18 protein-coding genes and 2 pseudogenes are annotated in these 20781 nt (G+C 60.5%); 15 read left to right on the forward strand and 5 right to left on the reverse strand.

Features of this window, described 5'->3' with window-relative positions; all coding sequences use genetic code 11:
• Positions 1 to 173 precede the first annotated feature (173 nt).
• Together NKH02_RS16690 and NKH02_RS16695 are read right to left on the reverse strand one after the other, a co-directional pair.
• The gene (locus NKH02_RS16690; protein WP_352880186.1) at positions 174 to 596 is read right to left on the reverse strand and encodes a ThiF family adenylyltransferase; all 423 of its coding nucleotides are present in this window, start codon (positions 594 to 596) and stop codon (positions 174 to 176) included.
• Between the two features lie 132 nt (positions 597 to 728).
• Positions 729 to 987, reverse strand: a pseudogene (locus tag NKH02_RS16695) (E2 ligase fold family C protein); the annotation flags it as partial.
• 325 nt (positions 988 to 1312) lie between these two features.
• Here NKH02_RS16695 and NKH02_RS16700 point away from each other — a divergent pair.
• The 11 genes and pseudogenes from NKH02_RS16700 to NKH02_RS16750 all read left to right on the forward strand — a co-directional run bounded on the left by NKH02_RS16700 (position 1313) and on the right by NKH02_RS16750 (position 14456).
• A complete protein-coding gene (locus NKH02_RS16700; protein WP_023758442.1) occupies positions 1313 to 2074 on the forward strand; it encodes a DUF1889 family protein in 762 nt (253 codons plus the stop codon).
• A 331-nt stretch (positions 2075 to 2405) separates the two neighbouring features.
• On the forward strand, positions 2406 to 3233 hold the full coding sequence (locus NKH02_RS16705; protein ID WP_352734678.1) for a hypothetical protein: 828 nt from the start codon (positions 2406 to 2408) through the stop codon (positions 3231 to 3233).
• A 2-nt stretch (positions 3234 to 3235) separates the two neighbouring features.
• Positions 3236 to 3841 (forward strand): hypothetical protein, encoded by a 606-nt coding sequence (locus NKH02_RS16710; protein WP_352880121.1) that lies wholly within the window; start codon positions 3236 to 3238, stop codon positions 3839 to 3841.
• 3 nt (positions 3842 to 3844) lie between these two features.
• Positions 3845 to 7159, forward strand: coding sequence for a UvrD-helicase domain-containing protein (locus tag NKH02_RS16715; RefSeq protein ID WP_352880123.1), 3315 nt, complete (start codon positions 3845 to 3847; stop codon positions 7157 to 7159).
• A 78-nt stretch (positions 7160 to 7237) separates the two neighbouring features.
• On the forward strand, positions 7238 to 7729 hold the full coding sequence (locus NKH02_RS16720; RefSeq protein WP_023758437.1) for a hypothetical protein: 492 nt from the start codon (positions 7238 to 7240) through the stop codon (positions 7727 to 7729).
• A gap of 3 nt (positions 7730 to 7732) precedes the next feature.
• Positions 7733 to 8218 carry a DUF7665 family protein gene (locus tag NKH02_RS16725; protein ID WP_352734686.1) on the forward strand — a complete coding sequence of 162 codons (486 nt, stop codon included), beginning with the start codon at positions 7733 to 7735 and terminating at the stop codon, positions 8216 to 8218.
• Entirely contained in the window at positions 8172 to 8693 is a 522-nt protein-coding gene (locus NKH02_RS16730; RefSeq protein WP_050589498.1) for an MPN domain-containing protein, read from the forward strand. Before NKH02_RS16725 ends, NKH02_RS16730 begins: the two co-directional genes overlap by 47 nt.
• 2 nt (positions 8694 to 8695) lie before the next feature.
• Entirely contained in the window at positions 8696 to 10060 is a 1365-nt protein-coding gene (locus NKH02_RS16735; RefSeq protein ID WP_352734688.1) for a BilD N-terminal domain-containing protein, read from the forward strand.
• A gap of 123 nt (positions 10061 to 10183) precedes the next feature.
• A pseudogene (locus tag NKH02_RS16740) lies at positions 10184 to 10780 on the forward strand (metallophosphoesterase family protein); the annotation flags it as partial.
• Between the two features lie 311 nt (positions 10781 to 11091).
• The gene (locus tag NKH02_RS16745) at positions 11092 to 13947 is read left to right on the forward strand and encodes a TM0106 family RecB-like putative nuclease (RefSeq protein ID WP_352880126.1); all 2856 of its coding nucleotides are present in this window, start codon (positions 11092 to 11094) and stop codon (positions 13945 to 13947) included.
• Complete coding sequence (locus tag NKH02_RS16750; protein ID WP_502913823.1) at positions 13833 to 14456, forward strand: DEAD/DEAH box helicase; 624 nt, start codon at positions 13833 to 13835, stop codon at positions 14454 to 14456. The genes NKH02_RS16745 and NKH02_RS16750 overlap by 115 nt, the downstream gene beginning before the upstream one ends.
• A gap of 602 nt (positions 14457 to 15058) precedes the next feature.
• Here NKH02_RS16750 and NKH02_RS16755 read toward each other — a convergent pair.
• Both NKH02_RS16755 and NKH02_RS16760 read right to left on the reverse strand, forming a co-directional pair.
• Positions 15059 to 15247, reverse strand: coding sequence for a hypothetical protein (locus tag NKH02_RS16755; RefSeq protein ID WP_352880127.1), 189 nt, complete (start codon positions 15245 to 15247; stop codon positions 15059 to 15061).
• A gap of 3 nt (positions 15248 to 15250) precedes the next feature.
• Positions 15251 to 15547, reverse strand: coding sequence for a hypothetical protein (locus NKH02_RS16760; protein ID WP_352880128.1), 297 nt, complete (start codon positions 15545 to 15547; stop codon positions 15251 to 15253).
• A gap of 191 nt (positions 15548 to 15738) precedes the next feature.
• Between NKH02_RS16760 and NKH02_RS16765 the strand changes: the two genes are divergently transcribed.
• The gene (locus NKH02_RS16765; RefSeq protein WP_352880130.1) at positions 15739 to 16038 is read left to right on the forward strand and encodes a hypothetical protein; all 300 of its coding nucleotides are present in this window, start codon (positions 15739 to 15741) and stop codon (positions 16036 to 16038) included.
• 201 nt (positions 16039 to 16239) lie between these two features.
• Here the strand turns inward: NKH02_RS16765 and NKH02_RS16770 are convergent, their stop codons facing one another.
• Positions 16240 to 17523 (reverse strand): hypothetical protein, encoded by a 1284-nt coding sequence (locus tag NKH02_RS16770; protein WP_352880132.1) that lies wholly within the window; start codon positions 17521 to 17523, stop codon positions 16240 to 16242.
• Positions 17524 to 17639: 116 nt separating this feature from the next.
• On the opposite strand from NKH02_RS16770, the gene NKH02_RS16775 reads away from it, so the two are divergent.
• The 3 genes from NKH02_RS16775 to NKH02_RS16785 are packed head-to-tail and all read left to right on the forward strand — an operon-like array spanning position 17640 to position 20769.
• Positions 17640 to 18692, forward strand: coding sequence for a GmrSD restriction endonuclease domain-containing protein (locus tag NKH02_RS16775; protein WP_352880133.1), 1053 nt, complete (start codon positions 17640 to 17642; stop codon positions 18690 to 18692).
• The gene (locus tag NKH02_RS16780; protein ID WP_352880134.1) at positions 18689 to 19549 is read left to right on the forward strand and encodes an SIR2 family NAD-dependent protein deacylase; all 861 of its coding nucleotides are present in this window, start codon (positions 18689 to 18691) and stop codon (positions 19547 to 19549) included. The genes NKH02_RS16775 and NKH02_RS16780 overlap by 4 nt, the downstream gene beginning before the upstream one ends.
• 47 nt (positions 19550 to 19596) lie before the next feature.
• Positions 19597 to 20769 carry a cysteine desulfurase family protein gene (locus NKH02_RS16785; protein WP_352880136.1) on the forward strand — a complete coding sequence of 391 codons (1173 nt, stop codon included), beginning with the start codon at positions 19597 to 19599 and terminating at the stop codon, positions 20767 to 20769.
• Positions 20770 to 20781: the final 12 nt, after the last annotated feature.

The following is a 20781-nucleotide window of genomic DNA, read 5'->3' on the forward strand; positions in this document are numbered from 1 at the left end:
AAACGCGGCGAGCGGCTCAAACGGCACAGCCATCGCCGTAGCCACCCGAGCTACGAACTCATTGGGGACTCCGGTATTGGTCTGCAGGAGCTTTTTACCTCATCGTGTGCTTCCGGCATTCCGAGTTCCTCGGCGACCGGTTGGTGTTCGTCCTTGGATTTCCCGGTCGGCATTTACATGCAGCAAAGGCAAGCCTGGCCGCCATCGAAACCATGCCGCGAGATGCCTAGATCTTGCTCCTGAGTCCAGGCGTTCGCGATCCATCGGGGCAGAGCACCTTGGACAGCTAGACGGTCGGCGGCGGTGTCAAGCGCCACACCCACTCGGTCGAATACCCAGTCGCCCCGGCGCGCAACATATTCTGCCCACTTCATAGGGTGCGCCTCGACTTCAAGGGCGGTGGACCGAAGGGCGTTGGTTGCAAGGGCCGCCTTAGAGAGGCCGACCTCCGCCTGACCTGCCAACACGTAGCGCTGCAGGTTTGAGAGTTCGATAGCTTCGTGATCAACTACATGCAGGCGCCCCGACAGACCGGATTGCCTCGCCAGCGCCCAGAGCGAGCCATGGCCTATCGCGCCGAGCCCAACGAGGTGCATTTCGCCAATCTTGTTGTAGGTGCACAAAGAGAGGTCGATGTTCTCGTCCAGCTCGGCGCCGGTCAGCTGGGAAGCAAAGATGGTTCGAAAGACGTTGGCCGCGGCGAAGCAGCTTGCGGCGCCAGCTCCAAAGGGCAGCAAGCTCGAGCCAGAGCCCACCGGGTCCGTACGCGACAGCTTTGCCGCCCAACCCTGCGATCCCATGAAAAACGTTGGGCACCGAAGTGATGGGTGCACCGCGCCTGCAGCTACACAGACCGTCGCATACTTGCCGGAACGCCGGATGCTGAATTTTGATCGACTTTGCCAAGCGCTCGAGCGCTTGGGCTTGAGAGCTCGCGACCATATCCAGGGGGACTATGGCCAGAACCGGATGCAGTCTGGCAAGCAACCTGACCGTAAGGTCACGCGTCGCCTGGCCCTCGGCACACAGGCTTGTCGAGGAGCTCGTCGGCGATGTCGAGGGCGCAATTTTAGGGACGCTGCCCTGGAGGGAGAGGAACCGAAATCCAACTCTGTCAACTCTAGCCTCAATTTTGAGAGAGATGCGTGACCATCACTCCACTAGCATTTCCGTCTACCAGAAGCGGACATAGCTGCGTCAACACCCAGGTCACGCGCGACGTGCTATGCTCATAGCTCCGGTGATTCCACGCTAGGAGGAAAAGATACGGAATCATAGGTGAAGGCAAGCTCCAGTAAGTCAGAGAATAAACATGACCAAGCCCATTCGGATCCTCGTACCAGTCGATAGCCAAGACGCCGAAGCGCTTCGCATTGCGCTGGGTTATGCCCAGAAGATCTGTGAGAAATTTGGACCGGAGGTACAGGACATAGTCCTACTAGTACATACCAAGCAACAGCTGGACCACACGGGTCTTTCCCAGTCGTTGGGTGCTGGCCATGTCAAGGCTCTTGCCAAGGGACCGATCTCACTGTCCGGGGGTGGCCGCTTGCATGCTGAAACCATGAAGACATGGCGCTACCCGCCGCGAAAGTCGGTGGTTGTGGTCTACTATGCGGAGCCGCGAATCCTCGATTTTGTCGATGATCTGAATAACATCGCTGGCGTAGTGGTCGTCCCGGACATCCCCGCAGCGGCGGATGGTTGGGTGGCCCGCTGGGGCGCGATCATACACGGCCAGGCGCAACAGGCTCCGCCATCCGCCCTGATCGACGACCCTGTGTTTGTGCGCGCGATTGAAACGCTATCCAGCATGATCAACCTATCGACCGGCCTGGGGCATCCTCGCGACAAGGCGATGGCAAACGAGATCATGCGCATTCTCCGAACCAAGGGACACTCCGACCAATCTGCAAATATCAAGTCTTGGGCTATCCGGCGTGGATGGCGGCCTGATCACGCCGCAGATCTCGAAGCGCTGGCCAGGAAGATATGGGCGCTGAGGGCCAAACCGAGCCTTTCGGGCATCCACGATCCCGAAGGGCGCTACCGGCGCTGGCAGGCTGACTCGTGAATGCGTGTAGAGCCGGTTCGAGGTCATTTGTCATTGTTCAATTCGAAGGCGCCGGACATGAGGCGGTGCGGCACCATCGCATCGTCCCGACCTTGAAGCGGTTGGCAACTGGAAGGCTTTGGCACTCCACCGCAATAGGGTTTGCATCGAGCAGAAATCGGCTTCGGTGTATCCCGCGACTTCCCGGCGTTTTTGCGGTCGGCATGCAACCGAACTTGAGACATCGTCGAGCTTCAGCCTGGTCTGGTTGAAGACATTCTGAAGGGCGCTTCCCATTTTTCTCCGCTGGGACCGCTTCACCTGGAGATAATGTCAAAGAGGGCCTCGGCCGATGGTGATCTCAACGAACAAGCTGAAGCCGCCGCCGTGCACCGACGCAATCGGTTGGCGTAAGATCACACAGGCTGGGCAACTCGGTCGTTATGCACCAGAGGCGATCATCGCTGCCTTCCAATATGCCGGCAGCAAGGATCGGCACCTTCGTGAGGATATGGCTAGCTATCTCTCCAATCTGGCGCAGCGGGTTCTGCGCAAGCGCGTCGGAACCAACAAGATGAATAGCGGCCAGGACATCATCGACGACGTCTACGACGAATTCTTCGCCGCAATCTGCAATCCGAACTGCGCCGACGCCAAAGGATACCGAGAATCCTTCTATGGACGACTGACGTTCCGGCTCAAGGACGCTATCGCCGAGGAGGAGGCGGCGAAGCGGATCCCGCCGCCCGAGGAGAAAAAGCCCGCGGCCCGTAACTCGAACGATGACAGCAAGGCCGACGATGGCGAGATCTCAGGTAAAATGGAATTGAGGCCAGCGCTAGAAGAGAGCGCCGATGGCTTGTTTGAGATCGAGGAACATACTGCGGATGCCGGTGTCAAACGACCAGACCCGGCGTTGCTACAGAACGTTGAGGAGCTCGCCGAGACAATAGATGTGGAGCGGACCCTTGCCCAGATCCCCGATCCGCGCAAACGTCTCGCGTTTCGGCTTCACGTGGATCAGGTTCCCTGCGGTGGGACAAAGGGGACTGTCTCAATCGCGGGGGCTTTAGGAATTGACCGCAAGACGGCAGAACATTGGGTCGCGGAGGTTCGCGCGTTGCTGATCGAGAACGTGAACCAAGTTCGAGCCGTGACGCGGCGCGCAGCGGGAGAATGATAATGGCGAAAACAATGAGCAAGGATCGAGATGATGTCCTCTACAGCTTCCATACTGACTGCCCGGCGCCGAGCGCCGCCGACATCATCGAATGGACTAAGCGGTTTCCACAATATGCCGAGGATATTCGTGCGCACGCCGCAATTGCGCGCGACTGGACGGCTCAGGCGGACGTAGATGTTGAGATCGACGAAGTTACCCTCCAGCGTGCTCATAGCCGTGCGCTGAACATAATCTATCGAAGTGCCGAGGCCGACAGTGGAGTGCCCTCCCAGGCGGTCGGCTTTTTCGAACTTTTGACGCGCGCGGGAACCAGGATTTCGGATATCGCTACCGAGATCGGGATCGCGCGAGCGGTTGTGGCGGACCTCTTCAATGGCTGGATGCGGCCCCCCGTGGGCGGAAGGCTTTCGCGCGCGGTGATGCATGCGCTGCGTATTGATCAAGCGGCCTTCGACAGAGAAGTTTTGTTTGCGCTCGCCAATCCGCGCATGGGTGAGGCGAAGGCATCCGGGCCACCGCAGGTCTTACAACGTAGCTACAGGGAAATTGTCGAGAGCAGCGGGATGTCGGCAGAGCGAATACATTACTGGCTTGAAGAGGATTAGCTTTTGGATGCCTGGATCGATATTCGGCGGAAAGCCCGTGAGGTTCATCTGGCAGCACTTAAGGGTGCAAATGGCGATCGGAGTGCTGAGGCACTTGTCGCGGGCGCACTCAACGTGGCGGATCTTGAGCTGCGGAGGGTAGCGTTGGCCCCAGGGGTATTGGGTTCCCTCGACAGGGCCGCAGAACTCGTCAACGTCGCACAGGGCCAAGATCCTATCGACGAGCGCGTCGTGATCGCCCATGAACTCGGCCATTTCTATCTGCACTTGGACACTCGCAGCGAAGTGCGTGTGACAGCCCACGCGCTTGGAGGCGACCCGATTGATAGTGGCGCAGGCCGGGTCGAAGGATACGCGCCGACCGAGCGCAAGGAGGTCCAAGCCGACGTTTTTGCAGGCGAGTTCCTTTGCCCCTCGGACTGGTTAAGGACGGAATTTGTCGAAAGACGCCGCCGCCCATCCGAGATCGCCGCTGCGCTCGGACTGCCCGCCGCTCTTGTCAGCAGCCAAATGGCGCGCGCGCTCCTTCTCCCACCGCTCCGACCGCCGCCCCCGCAACGACCCGTCAATGCAGCCGAGCTCGATGATAGCCAACAAGGGGCAGTGCTGTGGGATCAGGGACCGCTGCTACTCGATGCTGGTCCCGGCACCGGCAAGACGCGCACACTGGTGCGCCGCATCGAGCATTTGCTCGCAAACAACGTCATGCCGACCGAATTCCTCGCACTCACTTTTTCGAACCGGGCTGCCGAGGAAATGCGCGAGCGGCTTTCGGCCGCCAGTGCGGAAGCATCCATTCAGATGTGGGTGGGAACCTTCCACGCCTTCGGGCTCGAACTCCTCAAGAAGTGGCCCTCAGGCCTTGGCCGCACGCTTCCCTTGAAGGTATTCGACCAGACGGCATCGCTCGCACTCTTGGAAGCCAACCTTGAGAAGCTGGACCTCGTCTACTATCAGAATCTGTACGAGCCTGCCTTTGAGCTCGCGCCGGTCTTGCGCGCGATTTCACGCTGTAAGGATGAGCTGGTCTCGCCGGCTGACTATGCCCGCGCGGCTGTCGATTATAAAGCAACAGCTTCGGATGAGGAGGACCTTGAAGCTGCAGACAAGATGCTGGAGTTCGCCCACATCTATGAAGTCTACGAGGACGCCTTATTGCTGGCGAACGCGGTCGACTTCGGAGATCTCATCAGGCTCGCAATCGATCTCATTCAGAACAACGCGGATGCGCGTGCCTATGTGATGGGCTTCAAACACGTGCTGGTCGACGAATACCAGGACGTCAACTTCGCCAGCGCCAAATTCCTGCAGGCGATCGCCGGCGCCAATCCCAATCTTTGGGTCGTCGCGGATCCACGCCAGTCGATCTATCGTTTCCGCGGCGCGGAGCCGGAGAACGTCGCGCGCTTCGTGCCGGACTTTAAGGGGACGCGCCTGGCCCTCAATACAAATTACCGGTCGACGAAACCTATCGTTGACGCCTTTCAACGCTTCGCCAACGACGGCATGCGCGTAGCCAGCCAATGGAAAGTTGAGCGCCCGGAAGCGGGCAGCATTTCACTCACAGTCGCGCCGACCGTGAGCGACGAGGCTGCTGGCATCCGCGATCAGATAGCGCAGTTTCATGCGAACGGCATTCCGTTCGCGGACCAGGTCATCCTGGCCCGAACGCACTTAACCCTGGCGCGAATTACGGGGCCCCTTGAGGCGATGAACGTGCCACTCCTTTATCTTGGCGACCTCTTTGAGCGCGCTGAGATCCGGGACTTGCTATCCCTCCTCGCGCTTGACGCCGAGCGTGGCGCGGTGGGCCTGGCGCGCGTCGCGGCACTGCCCGAATACGCCGTGTTGCGGGAAGAAGTGCTCACGTTAATCGAGTGGGGCCGCGCAAATGGAGTGTCCGTCTTTGAAGCGCTTGCACGCCTTGCTGAGGTGCCAGGTCTCAGTGGGGCCGGAGGGGCAGGTCTGGCCAGGCTGGCTGGACAGTTAGGGGGTTTGCGCCGCTCTTCACCCTGGACAATGCTCACCACCTGGCTTTTCGAGCGGAGTGACTATCTTCGACCTATTCTCTTGCGCCAGGACCCGGCCGCGCAGCAGCAGCTCATTGCAATCTATCAGTTCTTGAAGGTGGCTGTCGAATTCGCGGCCACTGGCGGGCGAAGCCGGCGACGCTTTCTGGCTCGCGTACGGCGCATCGAGGCGCTCAACGAAGATACGGCGTACAGAGCAATTTCGTCGGAAGCGACCGACATGGACGCGGTCCGCGTCATGACCATTCACGGCAGCAAGGGATTGGAATTTCGCGGCGTGCATTTGCCGGGCCTCGCCACGACGTACATGCCGAGCAACCGCCAAGCCGTGCGCGTTCCGCCGCCGCCTTCTCTCGACCGGCTCGCTATGACGTCGGATGACCACGATCACGAGGAGCAGTCACTATTCTTCGTTGCACTCTCGAGAGCGCGCGATCACCTCGCATTGAGCCGCGCCGAGCGATACACACCTTCCCGAAAATCCAGTCCATCGAAGTTTCTCGCGCTCCTTGCAGGGCTTTCCAGCAGAAACCGTGCGGCAGGGCCAGCGGCCCACGCCAAGCGGGGGCTAGCGCGGGCGACCGCGCCCGCCCTGAGCTATGGGGAAGATGCTCTCGGGGTTTATATCAACTGCCCTGCGCGCTATGGCTACAAGGTGAAGGATGGGCTTCTTGGTGGTCCGGAGAGCTCGGCCTATGTGCGGTTCCACGCCTGTGTCTACGATACGGTCGGCTGGCTTGAGGACCAGCGCGCGGCAGGCACTACGGCTGGGGTCGCGGATACGCTGGCGCACTTCACCGCCGATTGGGCCGAACACGGTCCGATTAAACACCCATTTCAGAAATACTACCGTGCCATCGGGATGCAAATGGTCACGCGTATGGCCGAAGCCGTCATAGGTGAAACTGGTCACTACGACCGGCGGGAATGGTTGGTCAACCTCGATGGCCGCAAGGTTGCGGTTACCCCCGATCGTGTCATCATCGCGACCGACGGCTGCGTGACGATCCAGAGGGTTCGCACCGGCAAGAAGACCAAGTCGGAATCGGACAAGGAAATCTACGCCTTGCTTCGGCTGGGTGCCCGTCAGCTTTATCCCGGCAGGCGGATCACGGTCGAGGCATACTACCTGGGGACCGGTGAACGTATGGTTCCGCCGCTGAAGGATGATGGCAAGCTGCTGGAACGATATTCGGAAGCAATCGCCGGAATCGAGAGTGGCGACTTCGGTCCTAAGACGGGCCGGAGTTGCCCAGGCTGCCCCTACTATTTGACCTGCGGCGGCTAGCCGGCCAGTTCCCATTTTTCCGCGCTCGCGGCGCTTCACTTTCAGAGGGTTTTACGCCCCAGAAAGGAAGCACCGAAAATGCCTACGAAAACCATCTTCATCCGTAGCCGTGAACTGCCCGCGGCCATCGAGACCGAGATCGTGGAGGCCGCGCTCGTCGCGGATCTCTTGGAAGCGATCAAACATGCCGGGATCGCAATCAACGCCGACACCGCGATTTTCATCGACGAGGCGGAGGTACCACACGCGATGACGCCGAACTTGCCGGCGACAGACCTTAAGCGCGGCTCCCACGTGCACGTCACCAAATGCAAGAAGATCGAGGTGACGATCAACTATCTGGCGGAGACGGCGACGCACAAGTTCGCCCCGGGCGCACGCGTGCGCCGTGTCAAGGCCTGGGCGATCGACAAATTCAAGCTGAGCGCGCACGACGCGGACGAGCATGTGCTGCAGATGTGTGGCACCACGCGCCGTCCGGCAAGCGATACGCCGCTCAACGAACTGACGGACGGCAAGACCTGTGCCGTCTGCTTCGACCTCGTCCCCGAGAAGCGCGTCGAGGGCTGAGCCATGAACCGTGTGGTGCCGCCGGACCGACTGCTCTTGGAGGCCGATCTGGCGGCCACTGCCTTCCGGGTCGGCGAGATCGATGGGCGCTGGCGTCTAGGCATGATCTCCTGGCCGCACGTCATCATCGCGGTCACGGCGCCGCAGCGGCCCAATAGCCCTGCCGAGTTCGCATTCCGCTTCGAGTGCACTGGCTACCGGCAGTTGCCGGTGACGGCGCAGCCATGGGACCTGCGCACTAACGGACCACTGCCGGCGAAGGACTGGCCCACGGGCCGGTCCATCGTGCCCTCCATCTTCCGCCCGGAGTGGCGTGAGGGGCGGTGCCTCTACCTGCCCTGCGATCGCCTCTCGATCGAAGGCCATCCCGGTTGGATCACCGACCATCCGAGCCGTCTGTGGGATCCAAAACGCGGCATCACCTGTTACCTGGAGCAGCTCCATGACCTTTTCCATCAAGGCGATTATTCGGGCGTTCGTGGCGCCTGAGCACCGGTTATCGATGTCGCGCAAAATGTGGGGCAACACGCTTGCCGAATTGCGGCGCCGAGGTGGCGGGCGCACCGAATCCGGCGTGTTTCTCCTCGGCGTCATCGCGGGCAAGCGGCGGCGGGCGGTCACGGCAATCTATTATGATGAGTTGGATCCCGACGCGTATTCGTCGGGTGTGTGCGTCCTCCATGGAGATGCCTTCGCCAAGCTGTGGGCGCGCTGCCGATCGCTTGGCCTAACGGTCGTCGCGGACGTGCATACGCATCCGGGCGTTGCGCTGCAGAGTGGTAGCGATCGCACCAACCCGATGGTCGCTCGCGAGGGGCACATTGCGATCATCGTACCGAACTTCGCCGCCGTCCCGGTTCAGCAGGCGAGATTGGGCATCTTCGAATACCGGGGCGGACATCAGTGGTTCGACCGGACCGAAGCACATGCCACCGGCTACTTCTACAATGGCTTCTGGGGATAATGATGACCAACACGCTCAGCGCTGATAATCTGCACCGCACCGCCAAGTACTTCATGGATCGTGGCACAGCCGCCTCTCATCAGGAAGCGATGGCCATGCTGGGCCGCTTTGGCCTCAATGTCCATGTCGGCGCCGACATCGCCGCCTCGGCTGCTAAGCAGGTGGCGCTGCTTTCCCTGGTCAATCTCGGCCACCGCACCCTGCTTGCCGGGGTACGGGTAGTCGGGGCTCCCGAATGCAACAACCTGACTACGCTCAGCACAGCGCCGACGCTGCGTGATGCGATCGCAGATCTGGGCGGCCTGTGCTGTGACGCGGCGGATGCCGTTGCACCTGCTGCCGTCATCGGGAATGGCGAGGCTCCACCAAACACCGTTGTCGGATGGCGGCTCACCTGGGAAGGCTGGCGCGGAGGCGTTGCGCCATTGCGCGATCAGTTGCGCCTTGCGGATGATGAGCACATGGCCCTCGCGCCGCTGGTAGCGGCGGCTTGCCTTATGACGGAGGTCTTCAGCTTCCACGCTGGCGATCATCCGATGGCGGGTCGGCGCGTGGCGGGCCTATCGCTCTGGAGGCCGGGTGTGGATTGGCGTGAACCGTCGGCTGACGAACCTGCCCTCAGCTATTTGCCATCGCGCCTCTGGCTCATTGGCCTTGGCAATCTCGGGCAAGCATTCTGCTGGGTATTGGCCGCGCTGCCCTACAAGGATCACGCCGAGGTCGAGCTGGTCCTCCAGGATTTCGACACCTTGGCGACCTCGAACGCTAGCACGTCGATGCTCTCTTTTGACGCCGACGTCGGTACGAAAAAGGCTCGGATTGCCGCCGCATGGCTGGAAGCGCAGGGGTTCAAAACGGTCATCGAGGAGCGTCGCTTCGGTCCGGCGATCAAGCGCGAGAACGCTGAGCCGGGCGTTGCGCTGTGTGGCGTCGACAATGCGCTAGCGCGCGCGGCATTGGAGGATGCTGATTTCGACTTTGTGGTTGAGGCAGGCCTTGGCGCTGGCCCCGACGGGTTCCGCGGCATTTCTGTCCATACGTTTCCTGGGTCGCGAACGGCCCGCTCGATTTGGTCGAATGTCGCGATCCCCGCCGCATCCGTCGCGCACATGCCGGCCTACGAAAAACTCGTCAACGCGGGCATGGACGAGTGCGGGCTTGCCATATTGGCCTCGCGCACGGTCGGTGTTCCCTTCGTAGGGCTGTTGGCAGCGACATTGGCGATCTCAGAGTTGTTGCGCCGGCTGCATGGTGGGGCGACGTTCGAATTGATATCGACCTCCAGCAACACGCTGGACGACGTTACCACCATCGCCGCGGCGGTCACCACCCCTTACGGCTTTGGACATCTTGCGGCCAGGAGATAGCGAGGTGAACCGCCTCCCGAGACACGACCTGTAGAACGGCTCGGCTAGCACCACTACCTGTCGTGAAATTCATCTATCGAGCCGGCAGTCGAATATCACTATGTTCAGGGGCTGGAGACCTGAATGGCATTTCGATTCGTACACACCGCCGACATTCATCTTGACTCGCCGCTGCGCTCGCTGGCGCTGCGCAACCCTGAGCTTGCCGAGCTCGTCGGTGACGCCAGCCGCCAAGCGTTCATCTCGATTGTCGATCTCTGTCTTGCCGAGCGTGTCGATGCGCTGGTCATTGCGGGCGATCTCTACGATGGCGATCAGACGTCGATGAAAACCGCCCGCTTTCTGGCCTCGCAAATGTCCGGCCTGCACCAGGCCGGCATCAGGGTCTTCAAGATTCGCGGCAACCACGACGCCCTGTCGCGGATATCGAAACAGCTTGTGTTTCCCGACACCGTCACGATCTTCGGCGGCCGTCCCCAGTCTGTGCAGCAAACCGCCGGCGGGCTCGACGTCATATTTCATGGATTGAGCTTCGCGACCCCAAAGGCACCGGAGAGCTTGCTGCCCAAATATCCGGCCGCCCATGAGGGCGCGGTCAATGTCGGCATCATGCGCACCAGTCTCGCCGGATCGCCCGGGCACGATGTCTATGCCCCCTGCAACCTGGCTGATCTGCACGCGCATGGTTTCGACTACTGGGCGCTCGGCCATATCCATAAGGGAACGCGCCGGGCCTGACCAGCGGAGCTATCACCGCAGTGGCGCCCGCCGGCGAAAAAATGCCCAATCCTAATACGTTGGAATTCATCCCACGGATTGTCTCACTCGTCATAGGTCTGCTGCAGGGCGACGGTGTGCTGCAGACGATCTGGTGCCCTTCGTCGCCCAAGCAAAAGCCTTTTATCGCGCGGCATGCCGTCGAAGGTTAGGGCATCAGCGGCGGCATGGTCCGATGATATCAAGCCGAATTGCCGGGCCGTCATCAATCTGCGTAGACTTTGTTTATGCTGAGAATCGGGTCGGAATTACAGTTGAGCGCTTCCGACCTGGTCGGCTACCTGAACTGCGGCCACCTGACTACGCTTGACCTTCAGGTGGCGGATGGCGAGCTTGAGAAGCCGAAGATCTGGGATCCGCTGCTCGAGATCCTGCAGCAGCGCGGCGCCGCGCACGAGGCGGCCTATGTCGATCACCTACGGGCGTCCGGCTTTACTGTCGCGGTCATCGAGGGCAAGGGCATCGATGACGGCTCAGTGGCCGCCACGATTGAGGCGATGCGTGCCGGTGCGCAGATCATCGTGCAAGCCGCTCTGCGCGCGCCGCCCTTCACGGGCCGGGCCGACATCCTCCGGCGCGTCGAGACGCCAAGCGATCTCGGCGCCTGGTCCTACGAAGTCGTTGACACCAAGCTCGCCCGCGAAACCAAGGGCGGGACGGTGCTGCAGCTCTGCCTCTATTCTGATCTCGTCGGGCAGGTGCAGGGCCTCATGCCAGAATACGCCTACGTTGTCGCGCCTCTCACCGGCTTCGAGCCGGAGGCCTTTCGGGTCAGCGACTATGCCGCCTACTACCGCAATGTCCGGGAACGCTTCGCCGCGTCCCTGAACGGAAACGACGGCACCTATCCGGAGCCGGTCGCTCATTGCGACATCTGCCGCTGGCGGGGCCAATGCGACGACCGGCGCCACCAGGACGATCACCTCTCCCTTGTGGCCGGGATCACGGCCGTGCAGCGCGGCGAATTCGCCGGCCACAACGTCGCCACCATGACCGCGCTGGCCGAGCTCCCCCTTCCGCTGCCGTGGAAGCCGGAGCGCGGCGCCGCTTCGTCCTACAATCGCATTCGGGAGCAGGCCCGGATCCAGGTCGCGGGGCGCGCGGCCGGGCAGCTGCTCCATGAAGCGCTGCCGATAGAACCGGGCTTTGGCCTGTGCCGCCTGCCGGAACCGGACGACGGCGACATCTTCTTCGATCTCGAAGGCGACCCCTTCGTCGGCGATGGCGGCCTCGAATATCTCTTCGGCTACGCCTTCCAGGACGCAGAGGGCGCCCTCACCTACGTCGCCGACTGGTGTCTCACGCCGGCCGATGAAAAGGCCGCCTTTGAACGCTTCGTCGATTTCGTGATCGAGCGGCGAGCGCATCATCCCGGCATGCACATTTATCACTACGCGGCCTATGAGGTGGGCGCGCTCAAACGCCTGATGGGGCGCTACGCCACGCGTGAGGAAGAGATCGATACGCTGCTGCGCGGGCAGGTCCTGGTTGATCTCTACGCGGTGGTCCGCCACGCCATCCGCGCCAGCGTCGAGAGCTATTCCATCAAGAAGCTGGAGCCGCTCTACGAATTCACGCGCGCGGTGTCGCTGCCCGATGCCAACTATGCCTTGAGCAAGGTCCAGGCCCGCCTAGAGCTCGGGGATGCAGGTGGCATCGATGCGGATGATCGGGCTGTCGTGGCGGGCTACAACCAAGATGATTGTGTCTCGACGGAGCGGCTTCGGGACTGGCTGGAGGGCCTGCGGACTGACGCGGTCGCCTCAGGCGTGGAGATTCCCCGGCCGGCTCCGCCTGGAGAGGACGCTCCGCCAGATATTACAGCCTGGCAGGCGCGGATCGATGCAGTAGTGGCCAAGTTGACCGATGGCATTGCGGTGGACTCCGCGGAGCGCAGCGCCGAGCAGCAGGCGCTCTACGTACTGGCGAACGTGCTCGACTGGCATCGCCGGGAGGAGAAGGCGATCTGGTGGGAATATTTCCGGCTGGCGGCGCTGTCCGCGGACGAGCTGGAGGACGAGCGGGCAGGCATCGCCGGCCTCGAGTTCGTGGATACCGTGGGCGGAACCGCCAAGGCCCCTATCCACCGCTATAGATTTCCCCCGCAGGACGCGGAGTTTCGCGGTGGAGAAGATTTGCGCAGCGTCGGCGGCGAGCGGTTCGGCAAAGTCGAGGCCGTCGACCTGGAACATCGCTTCATCGACATCAAGAAGGGCGGCGACACCGCCGGTTTTCACCCCGAAGCTGTCTTCGCCCATACCTACATCGACACGGCTGTTCTGGCAGAGTCCCTGGTTCAGATCGGCGAGTACGTGGCGGATCATGGCATTGCCGGTCCCAGCGCCTATAAGGCGGCGCGCTATCTGCTGCTGCGGCGGCCGCCCGATGCCGGCGGCGCGGCGTTGCGCCAGCCGGGCGAGAGCGCGGTCGACGCGGCCTGCCGCCTCGTCCCGGCCTTGCAGGGCGTGCTCGCCATTCAGGGACCGCCTGGCGCGGGCAAGACCCATACCGGCGCGTACGCGATCCTTGCGCTGGTCAGGGCCGGCCTTCGCGTCGGGGTGACCGCCAACAGCCACAAGGTCATTCGCAACCTGCTCGCGAAGGCCGCCGAGGAAGCAGCGAAGGAAGACTTCGACCTGCAGTGCCTGCATAAGGTCACGGATGCGGAAGACAATGTCCCGCACCTCACCTTCACGACGAAGAACCCCGAGGCCCTCGGCGCCTTTGCAAGCGGCTACCACGTCCTCGGAGGCACGGGTTCCTGTGGGCCCGGCCCGATGCGGCTGGCCTCGTCGACGTGCTGTTCGTGGATGAGGCCGCGCAGATGTCACTCGCCAACGTGCTTGCCATATCACCGGCCGCAGCCAGCCTTGTCCTGCTTGGCGATCCGCAGCAGCTTGAGCAGCCGATGCAGGGCTCGCATCCCGAAGGTACGGAGGTCTCGGCCCTCGACCGCCTTCTCGGCGGGCGGCAGACCATCGCCGAGGACGAGGGCCTGTTCCTCGACCAGACCTGGCGCCTCCACCCCAACATCTGCCGGTTCACCTCCGAACTGTTCTACGAAAGCCGCCTCCTTCCCCGTCCCGGTCTCGAGAACCAGGCCATCCTGATGGACGGCCCGCTTGGCGGGAGCGGCCTGCGCTATGTCGCGGTGCAGCACAGCGGCAACCAGAATTCCAGCCCGGAGGAAGCCGACCGTATCCGCAATATTGTGAGCGGGATCCTCGCTTCGGGCGCACGTTGGCGCGACCGCGAGGGTAACAAGGCGTCGCTTACCCCGAACGACATCCTGGTTATCGCGCCCTACAACGCGCAGGTCTTTGAAATCCAGGCGCGCCTCCCCGGCGCGCGGGTAGGGACGGTTGACAAGTTCCAGGGGCAGGAGGCGCCCATCGTGATCTATTCCATTACGACCTCCAGTCATGCCGACGCCCCGCGTGGTATGGAGTTCCTCTACAGCGCGAACCGGCTCAATGTGGCCACCTCCCGCGCCAAGGCACTGTGCATTCTCGTGGCCAATCCGGACGTGTTCGAGCCGGAATGTCGGACGCCGCGCCAGATGCAGCTCGCCAACGGCTTCTGCCGCTACCTGGAAATGGCCGATTTGGTCGATCCATAGCCGTATCGCGAGGGCGCGGCCATGGCCGTTGAAAGGCGGCCGCGAGGAAGAATATCCAGGTGCTCGACACCGCACATGTCAAGGCGGCCGGATGGTGATCATGGCCGGGACGCTGCAGGCGCACCCTGCCATCGCCGAGACGGATGGAATGGGGGCGGAGCCAGCGCGCTAGCTGTCATGGTTCCCATGCCCCAGCTGCGAACAGGCCAGGAACCTTCTCTTGCCTCCTCCACGGTGAAATGAAAGTCCTTGAACCGCCGCGCTTCGATGCGAGGCAGCATGTCCGAAAACTGCGCCCTGGTGACTTGGAGGGAGAGGCTCAGCGACGGCAGGAGATCGGCCGGGAAGAGCTTGCCCGCGTCAGGGAACTCCGTCTTCATGGGCGTGGGCGCCATGATCATGACGACGCCTGGCCACCGGAACGCCGCGTCCGGCATGATGAGCGTGGCGGGGAGAATGATATAGGTGAACTCGACCGACTTGCGGGGCGGGCCTGGCTGGACCACCTGGCCGAAGTTGACACTGCCGAGCCTACGATCTCGCCGCCCCACTTGCCGACACCATCGGCGGCAACTTAAGACGGCCGCCCTTTTTGCGGACAGTCATTCGGTAGGTGTGGCGCCAGGAAGCGTGGCAATATCGATATCCGCTGCCTCCAGCCTGCGCCTGGCCGCCGCGACGACCTCAGCGCCAAACTGCGGCGCGTGCCGCAGGACGATGGCTTCGCCGGTCAGCTCCGGCATGTTCCGCTCCAGCAGCATGACAAAGCCGTCGGTGCCTTTGGCGCTCATGGCTCAGTCTTGAAGGGTCTGGACCACTCCCGCCCTTGCGACTTTCTGCCTTGTGCGCGCGAGCCGGGTCGTCTTTCCCCGCTCTTCGGATAGCACATGCTCGAAGGCATGTATCGTCTGCCAGAAATCATGCTCCACGGTCCCCGGCCTCTCTTTGGGCAGGACCGAAACCAGCTTTCGGAATGCGGCGTCTGCGACGCCCGGCTCACCCTTGTCCCTGGCGTTCCTGATCCACGATCTCAGCTTTTCGGGATCATTGCAGTTCTCGATCAGTCCCAGGATCTTCGCGATGTCGCTCATGCGGTCCTCCCTTTCGCCCTTGGCCAGCAGGCCTTTTTGCCCACCGCAGCGACTGCGAGGGGTACGAGGTAGCTTCGAAGACGCGGCCCAGCAAAATCAAGTGGCCCGGCTTATATATGCCCGTTTCCATATGGCTTTCATCGACCATGCATTTGGTCATATATGCTTACCGGAAAGCATGGGAATGCGGTATGCGCAAAGCAAGCTTGGCACTTGAAGCCTTCATTGACGAAACGATCCAAAAAGGGCGCGAGAGACGATACATCCCGACAGTCTTCATAGGGATGCGCCGACAGCTAGGCACTATCCCCGCCATATCGAAGCTCGTTCGAAGCGGCGACATCGAGAGCGGCTTTAAACGCCTTCACAAGCTCAATCTGCTTGATTGGACGATTGAGGCTGCCGTCGAGAAGTTCCCTGATGAGTTTACTGGCGACGATCTCGAATGCGCCGCGTTCCGACTGCGTGAAGCGCGAAAGGACGATCATTGAATGCCAACCGGGCAGCCTAAAGGCCAGAAGCCTCTGCCTAAAGCGTCTCTGGAGCCGCGACCTTCCTCGTGTTCACCGACCGGGAGCCGTCAACCTCTCTAATCGGCAACGGCGATAATCACAACGGGCAGCGAAAAGAGTCTGGTCCTGGCCATGTCGCGCACAATCCGAACACAACTAACTGGCCTGGCACAAAGTGACCTATGTTGGATCGCCGGGATCGCTGGTACGGTGAACCCTTAGGTTTTTATCCAGATGGAAGTATCTGCGGCCCTCTTTCGGACCGGTGGTTCGCGACATTCCTGCGTTAAAGGTTATGCGGTGATCACGGCCACCGCTTTGGACGAAGGCGAGAAAGAAGATTGGACCAGACTGTAGCAAAAAGGGGATCGTGCAGCTTTGGAGTGCTACCTCGATCTCGTTCCTGTTGCGGTTGTGCCGGTCAACGAGATCGAATGCCCAGCGAAACTGATTTCGGGCTGCCTTCATAATGTGAAAGCCGGCTGCAGCAATCCCATATGCCAAAATAGCGTTCTTTGACAGGTCGGAGATTGTTACATCCTGGCCACTGGAACGCTTTTCTGCCTGACCGATGCGACGGATGTTGTCCGTGCAATAGAACTCGAATGCGACCTTGTGCAGGTAGTAGACGTTCTGAACGTTCACGGTCGCCTCGATCAAATCCCTTGGCTGGCAGGTGAACTTCTTGGGCCGGTCGGGATTGCCATATTCGCACACGATTTCGTCGCCACTCACTCTGTAGCTGCTGTGATGGGCAATGTTCCGAAGCTGAGAGAGCGAAATGCCAAAGGGCCTGGGTTGGTAGAGCTGAGGGTCCACGTCGATCAGCTTCTCAGTCAACGCACCAAGCGACAAGCGCGGACGCTGGTCGCCAAACCTACCCCGACCTTCTGCTACGGCGCGGACCGCAAGACGCAAGCGCAAGAATGGCTGCAGGCTCGCCTCGATCATGTCGGCCATGTCTCGCAAGCAACTCCTCGCAAAGGCGTACGTTTTAAGCTCGGCCTTGTCCGCTTCTAGTTCCGCGATGCTAACCACATGGCTGTAAGCGCGGTCCATCTCGGCAAAGAAGTTCGCCAGCCGTTCGAAGAGACAGGTGGGGTCCGAGGCTTCGGCAGCTCGGTACTCCTGCAAGAGTGTATGCAGAAGTGGCTCAGACCAAGCGCGAGTCTTCTTAAAAAACGCGTGCTCATAGGTGAGGCCGCCAGATCCAAGTCCTGCGCTCAGGTTCTCCTCGCTCTTGAATAACGGGCGAAGATCGGCTTCTGTTTCCCTCAGTTGATCCTCGAGCGAGCGTTTCATTCCGATGCCGGCCGGTTCAAGCTCGCTCTGAAGGCGGGTGAACATGTTTGACAGATCTTCAAGCCCAGTCCTGCTCACTGCCATCTCCAGTCGCCAAAATCGTTCGGCAAACTCACCACGACGTCCGGCGGCATCGAGAATCGCCGTGCGGTCGGGTTCCAACTAGCGATTCGAGATACACTCGAATAAAGCTACCCGTCGCAAGTAATCTTTGACGCCGAATCACCCCAACGCCGATCGGCCGGTACTCGCTGCGTATCGTCAACATAGAGGTGGAAATGCAGATTCGGCAACGAAGTTGGCCTATTACCCAACTTGTCAGCAACCAGAATACAATCAATCTCAATCCGGTTTGGCAGCGGGGGCCGGCCTGGAGGGGCCCGCGGCAAGTGTTGCTGATCGACTCTATCCTCCGTGGAATGGATATTCCGAAAATCTATCTGCGGGCACTCGCGCCCGGGGGTGTGTACTCTCATGACGCAGTGGACGGCCAACAGCGACTCCGAGCGATTTGGGAGTTTAGGTCCGGGGCGCTGACGCTCTTCTACACCGAGGCGCTATCGCCTATTGAAGGTCACCCGATTGCCGGTTTAACGTATGCGCAGCTGCATAAGACTCTCCGGGATCGATTTGACGCATTTGTGGTTAGCGTTGCTGAAATTACGACAGCTACAAACGACGAGATCACAAATCTTTTCTCGCGCCTCCAGATGGGCGTCTCGCTGAACCCGGCTGAGCTCCGAAACGCTATTCTGGGACCCATGCGCCACGTTATCGACGCGGTGGCCACTTCGCATGAGTTTTTCGTGAACAGTCGCATCCCCGACGCTCGCTACAAACGACAGGATTACGCAACACACGCATTCGCGATGGCAGCCTACCGCGGTCGCAAAGACATCAAAGCTCTCGACCTAAAGGAAATGGTTCGGCATTTCGGGCCGACCCAAGCCGAACGCGTTCTCGAAATGTCGGCGGAAGTTGGGGATGCACTAAACGTTCTTGCCGAAGTAAATGAGATCGTCGCGCACAGAATCACTCAAAAGTGGATCTTCGTGGATTTGTGCTGGCTTGTGATGCAACGTCACCAAACTGGCGCAGCCGTTGATGCAGTTAAACTCGCGGCGCGCTATTTGGATTTCGAGGACCGTCGGCGCGAGTTCAACAGCAAACCAGAGGTGCTGATCCGGGGCAGGCGGAGAAACAAGGCGCTTGACCGGCACCTGTACAACTACATTGTTGCATTTCGCTCTCAGGGTGGATTGGCCGTGAATCTCACGGTTAGAAACGCTGCGCTGCGTGCGTTTTGCCCAAACATCGATGCGAGGCCATGATGGCGTTCGACTTGGCACGAATCCCTGACAAGCTAAAGGACGCCTATAGAAAGAACCGTTGTGCGGTCCTGGTGGGCGCTGGTGCATCCGCTGGAGCTGGATTGCCTGTTTGGGGAACGCTTTTAGAAAAGATGATTGCGGAAGGGGAGCGACACCTCGTGGTCGAGTCTGGCAAGGCGAAGGAGTATCGGCAACTCCTGTCGGATCCGAGCAAGTATCTGATGGTTGCCTCCGGCCTCAAGGAAGACATCCACCTCTATTTCGACGAGTTCATCGAATCTAGTTTTATTGCACCAAAACCCAAGCCGACCGACTTTCACCGCGCGTTAGTATCGCTTGATCGCCTTCAATTCGTCCTAACGACTAACTACGACACAATTATCGAGCGTGCTTATCGATCTGCGGGAGATGAAGATGTGCCGGTTCTCACGTTCAAAGAGGTAGGCGAACTTCAGCGCCGACTATCAAAACGTGAATTTTTTATCCTTAAAGCTCACGGCGATGCCGCGAAGGTAGGGAATGGCATCATACTCACCGAGATCGACTACAGAAACATCCTGTACCGACAGCGTGCGTATCAGAGCCTGCTCTCGGCGATGTTCACTATGTTTACAATCGTCTTCGTTGGCGCTTCGATGACTGATCCGGAGATCAAACTGCTCCTAAATTACATTGCTGACGCCTTTGCTCCGGGCTCAGGGCCCAACCACTACGCGGTTATGACTGAACAAGACATAACGGGGGTGGAGAAGGACCGATGGTTCAAGGATCTAAACGTGCAGCTTGTTCCGGTTAGCAAGGCCGACGATTATTTGGAATTGACCGAGTTCCTGGGCGCTCTGAAATCGTCGGTCTAGCCGGCGGGCAACGAATCGCAACAAGGAGCTCAAGCAGCAGCACAGCCATGACCTACAATCCGATCTACCTCGACGGCTTTTCGACTATGCCTCTCGCCCCTGAGGCCCGTGCCGCGATGCTCTCTGCTTGGTCGGCACCCGGAAATGCTGGCTCTCCTCACATCGCTGGCGAGCGAGCAGCCGCAACAATAGAACAAGCACGTGCGTCTGTTGCCCGATTGATAGGGGCAGCGCCGTCGGAAATTGTCTTCACGTCGGGAGCCACGGAGGCGAACAACCTGGCGATTGGCGGTATTGCGCGATTGGCTGTCGAGACTGGCAATAAACGTCGACGGATTGTCGTTTCGGCCGTGGAACATAAAGCCGTGCTTGAACCGGCGCGCGCCCTGCTTGACAAGGGGTTTGACGTTGTGGTGGCGCCGGTTAGCCGGACAGGTTTGGTCGACCTCACCGCACTTGCCGCACTAGTCGACGACAACACATTGCTGGTTTCTGTGATGATGGCGAACAACGAGACCGGGACTCTACAACCTATCGAGGACGTCGTAGCGATCGGACGCGCTGTCGGCGCCTTAATCCATACTGACGCAGCGCAGGCCGTCGGAAAAACCTCAGTCGACGTCGTTGATCTCAATGTCGACTACCTTAGCATTTCCGCGCACAAGTTTTACGGACCGGTGGGGGTTGGGGCTCTGTATGTCGCGGCTGCGGCGCCAACGCCGCTTCCAATTCAATTTGGAGGTGGGCAACAAGGAGGGGTACGGCCCGGCACCGAGCCTGTTCCCCTGTTGGCTGGCCTCGGCGCGGCTGCTCAGGTGGCCGCCGGTCGGATAGAGGAAGATGCAATGCACGGTCGTCGACTTGCCGATCGATTGAGATCTCGGCTCGCCGAACGGCAGGTAAGCTTTGTCAGCACCACAGGTGAGACGTCCGTGTTACCGGGAAGCCTAAGCTTGGTGATGAATGGCGTCGAAGCTGATGACATAGTCTTGGCGTTGGGTCGAACTGTGTGCCTTTCAACTGGATCAGCCTGTGCCTCTGGGCAGATTCTTCCTTCTCACGTCTTGCTCGCTATGGGATTTGATCATCGCGAATCCAAGTCCGTTATTCGGATATTTTGCAATAGATACAATTCCGACGCTGAAATTGATCTTGCCGCCTCGCTCATTGCAGATGCTTTGCTGCAGGCCCGGCACCGGACTGGACGATCCCACCAGTAGCCTGTAGGGTGC

The organism is Mesorhizobium sp. M1396, assembly GCF_040317725.1.
Lineage (GTDB): Bacteria > Pseudomonadota > Alphaproteobacteria > Rhizobiales > Rhizobiaceae > Mesorhizobium.

Coding starts and splice junctions, on each gene's coding strand:
- NKH02_RS16690 (WP_352880186.1), bottom strand. CDS start 596: ATGCACCTCGTTGGGCTCGGCGCGATAGGCCATGGCTCGCTCTGGGCG.
- NKH02_RS16700 (WP_023758442.1), top strand. CDS start 1,313: ATGACCAAGCCCATTCGGATCCTCGTACCAGTCGATAGCCAAGACGCC.
- NKH02_RS16705 (WP_352734678.1), top strand. CDS start 2,406: ATGGTGATCTCAACGAACAAGCTGAAGCCGCCGCCGTGCACCGACGCA.
- NKH02_RS16710 (WP_352880121.1), top strand. CDS start 3,236: ATGGCGAAAACAATGAGCAAGGATCGAGATGATGTCCTCTACAGCTTC.
- NKH02_RS16720 (WP_023758437.1), top strand. CDS start 7,238: ATGCCTACGAAAACCATCTTCATCCGTAGCCGTGAACTGCCCGCGGCC.
- NKH02_RS16725 (WP_352734686.1), top strand. CDS start 7,733: ATGAACCGTGTGGTGCCGCCGGACCGACTGCTCTTGGAGGCCGATCTG.
- NKH02_RS16730 (WP_050589498.1), top strand. CDS start 8,172: ATGACCTTTTCCATCAAGGCGATTATTCGGGCGTTCGTGGCGCCTGAG.
- NKH02_RS16735 (WP_352734688.1), top strand. CDS start 8,696: ATGACCAACACGCTCAGCGCTGATAATCTGCACCGCACCGCCAAGTAC.
- NKH02_RS16755 (WP_352880127.1), bottom strand. CDS start 15,247: ATGAGCGCCAAAGGCACCGACGGCTTTGTCATGCTGCTGGAGCGGAAC.
- NKH02_RS16760 (WP_352880128.1), bottom strand. CDS start 15,547: ATGAGCGACATCGCGAAGATCCTGGGACTGATCGAGAACTGCAATGAT.
- NKH02_RS16765 (WP_352880130.1), top strand. CDS start 15,739: ATGCGCAAAGCAAGCTTGGCACTTGAAGCCTTCATTGACGAAACGATC.
- NKH02_RS16775 (WP_352880133.1), top strand. CDS start 17,640: ATGCAGATTCGGCAACGAAGTTGGCCTATTACCCAACTTGTCAGCAAC.
- NKH02_RS16780 (WP_352880134.1), top strand. CDS start 18,689: ATGATGGCGTTCGACTTGGCACGAATCCCTGACAAGCTAAAGGACGCC.
- NKH02_RS16785 (WP_352880136.1), top strand. CDS start 19,597: ATGACCTACAATCCGATCTACCTCGACGGCTTTTCGACTATGCCTCTC.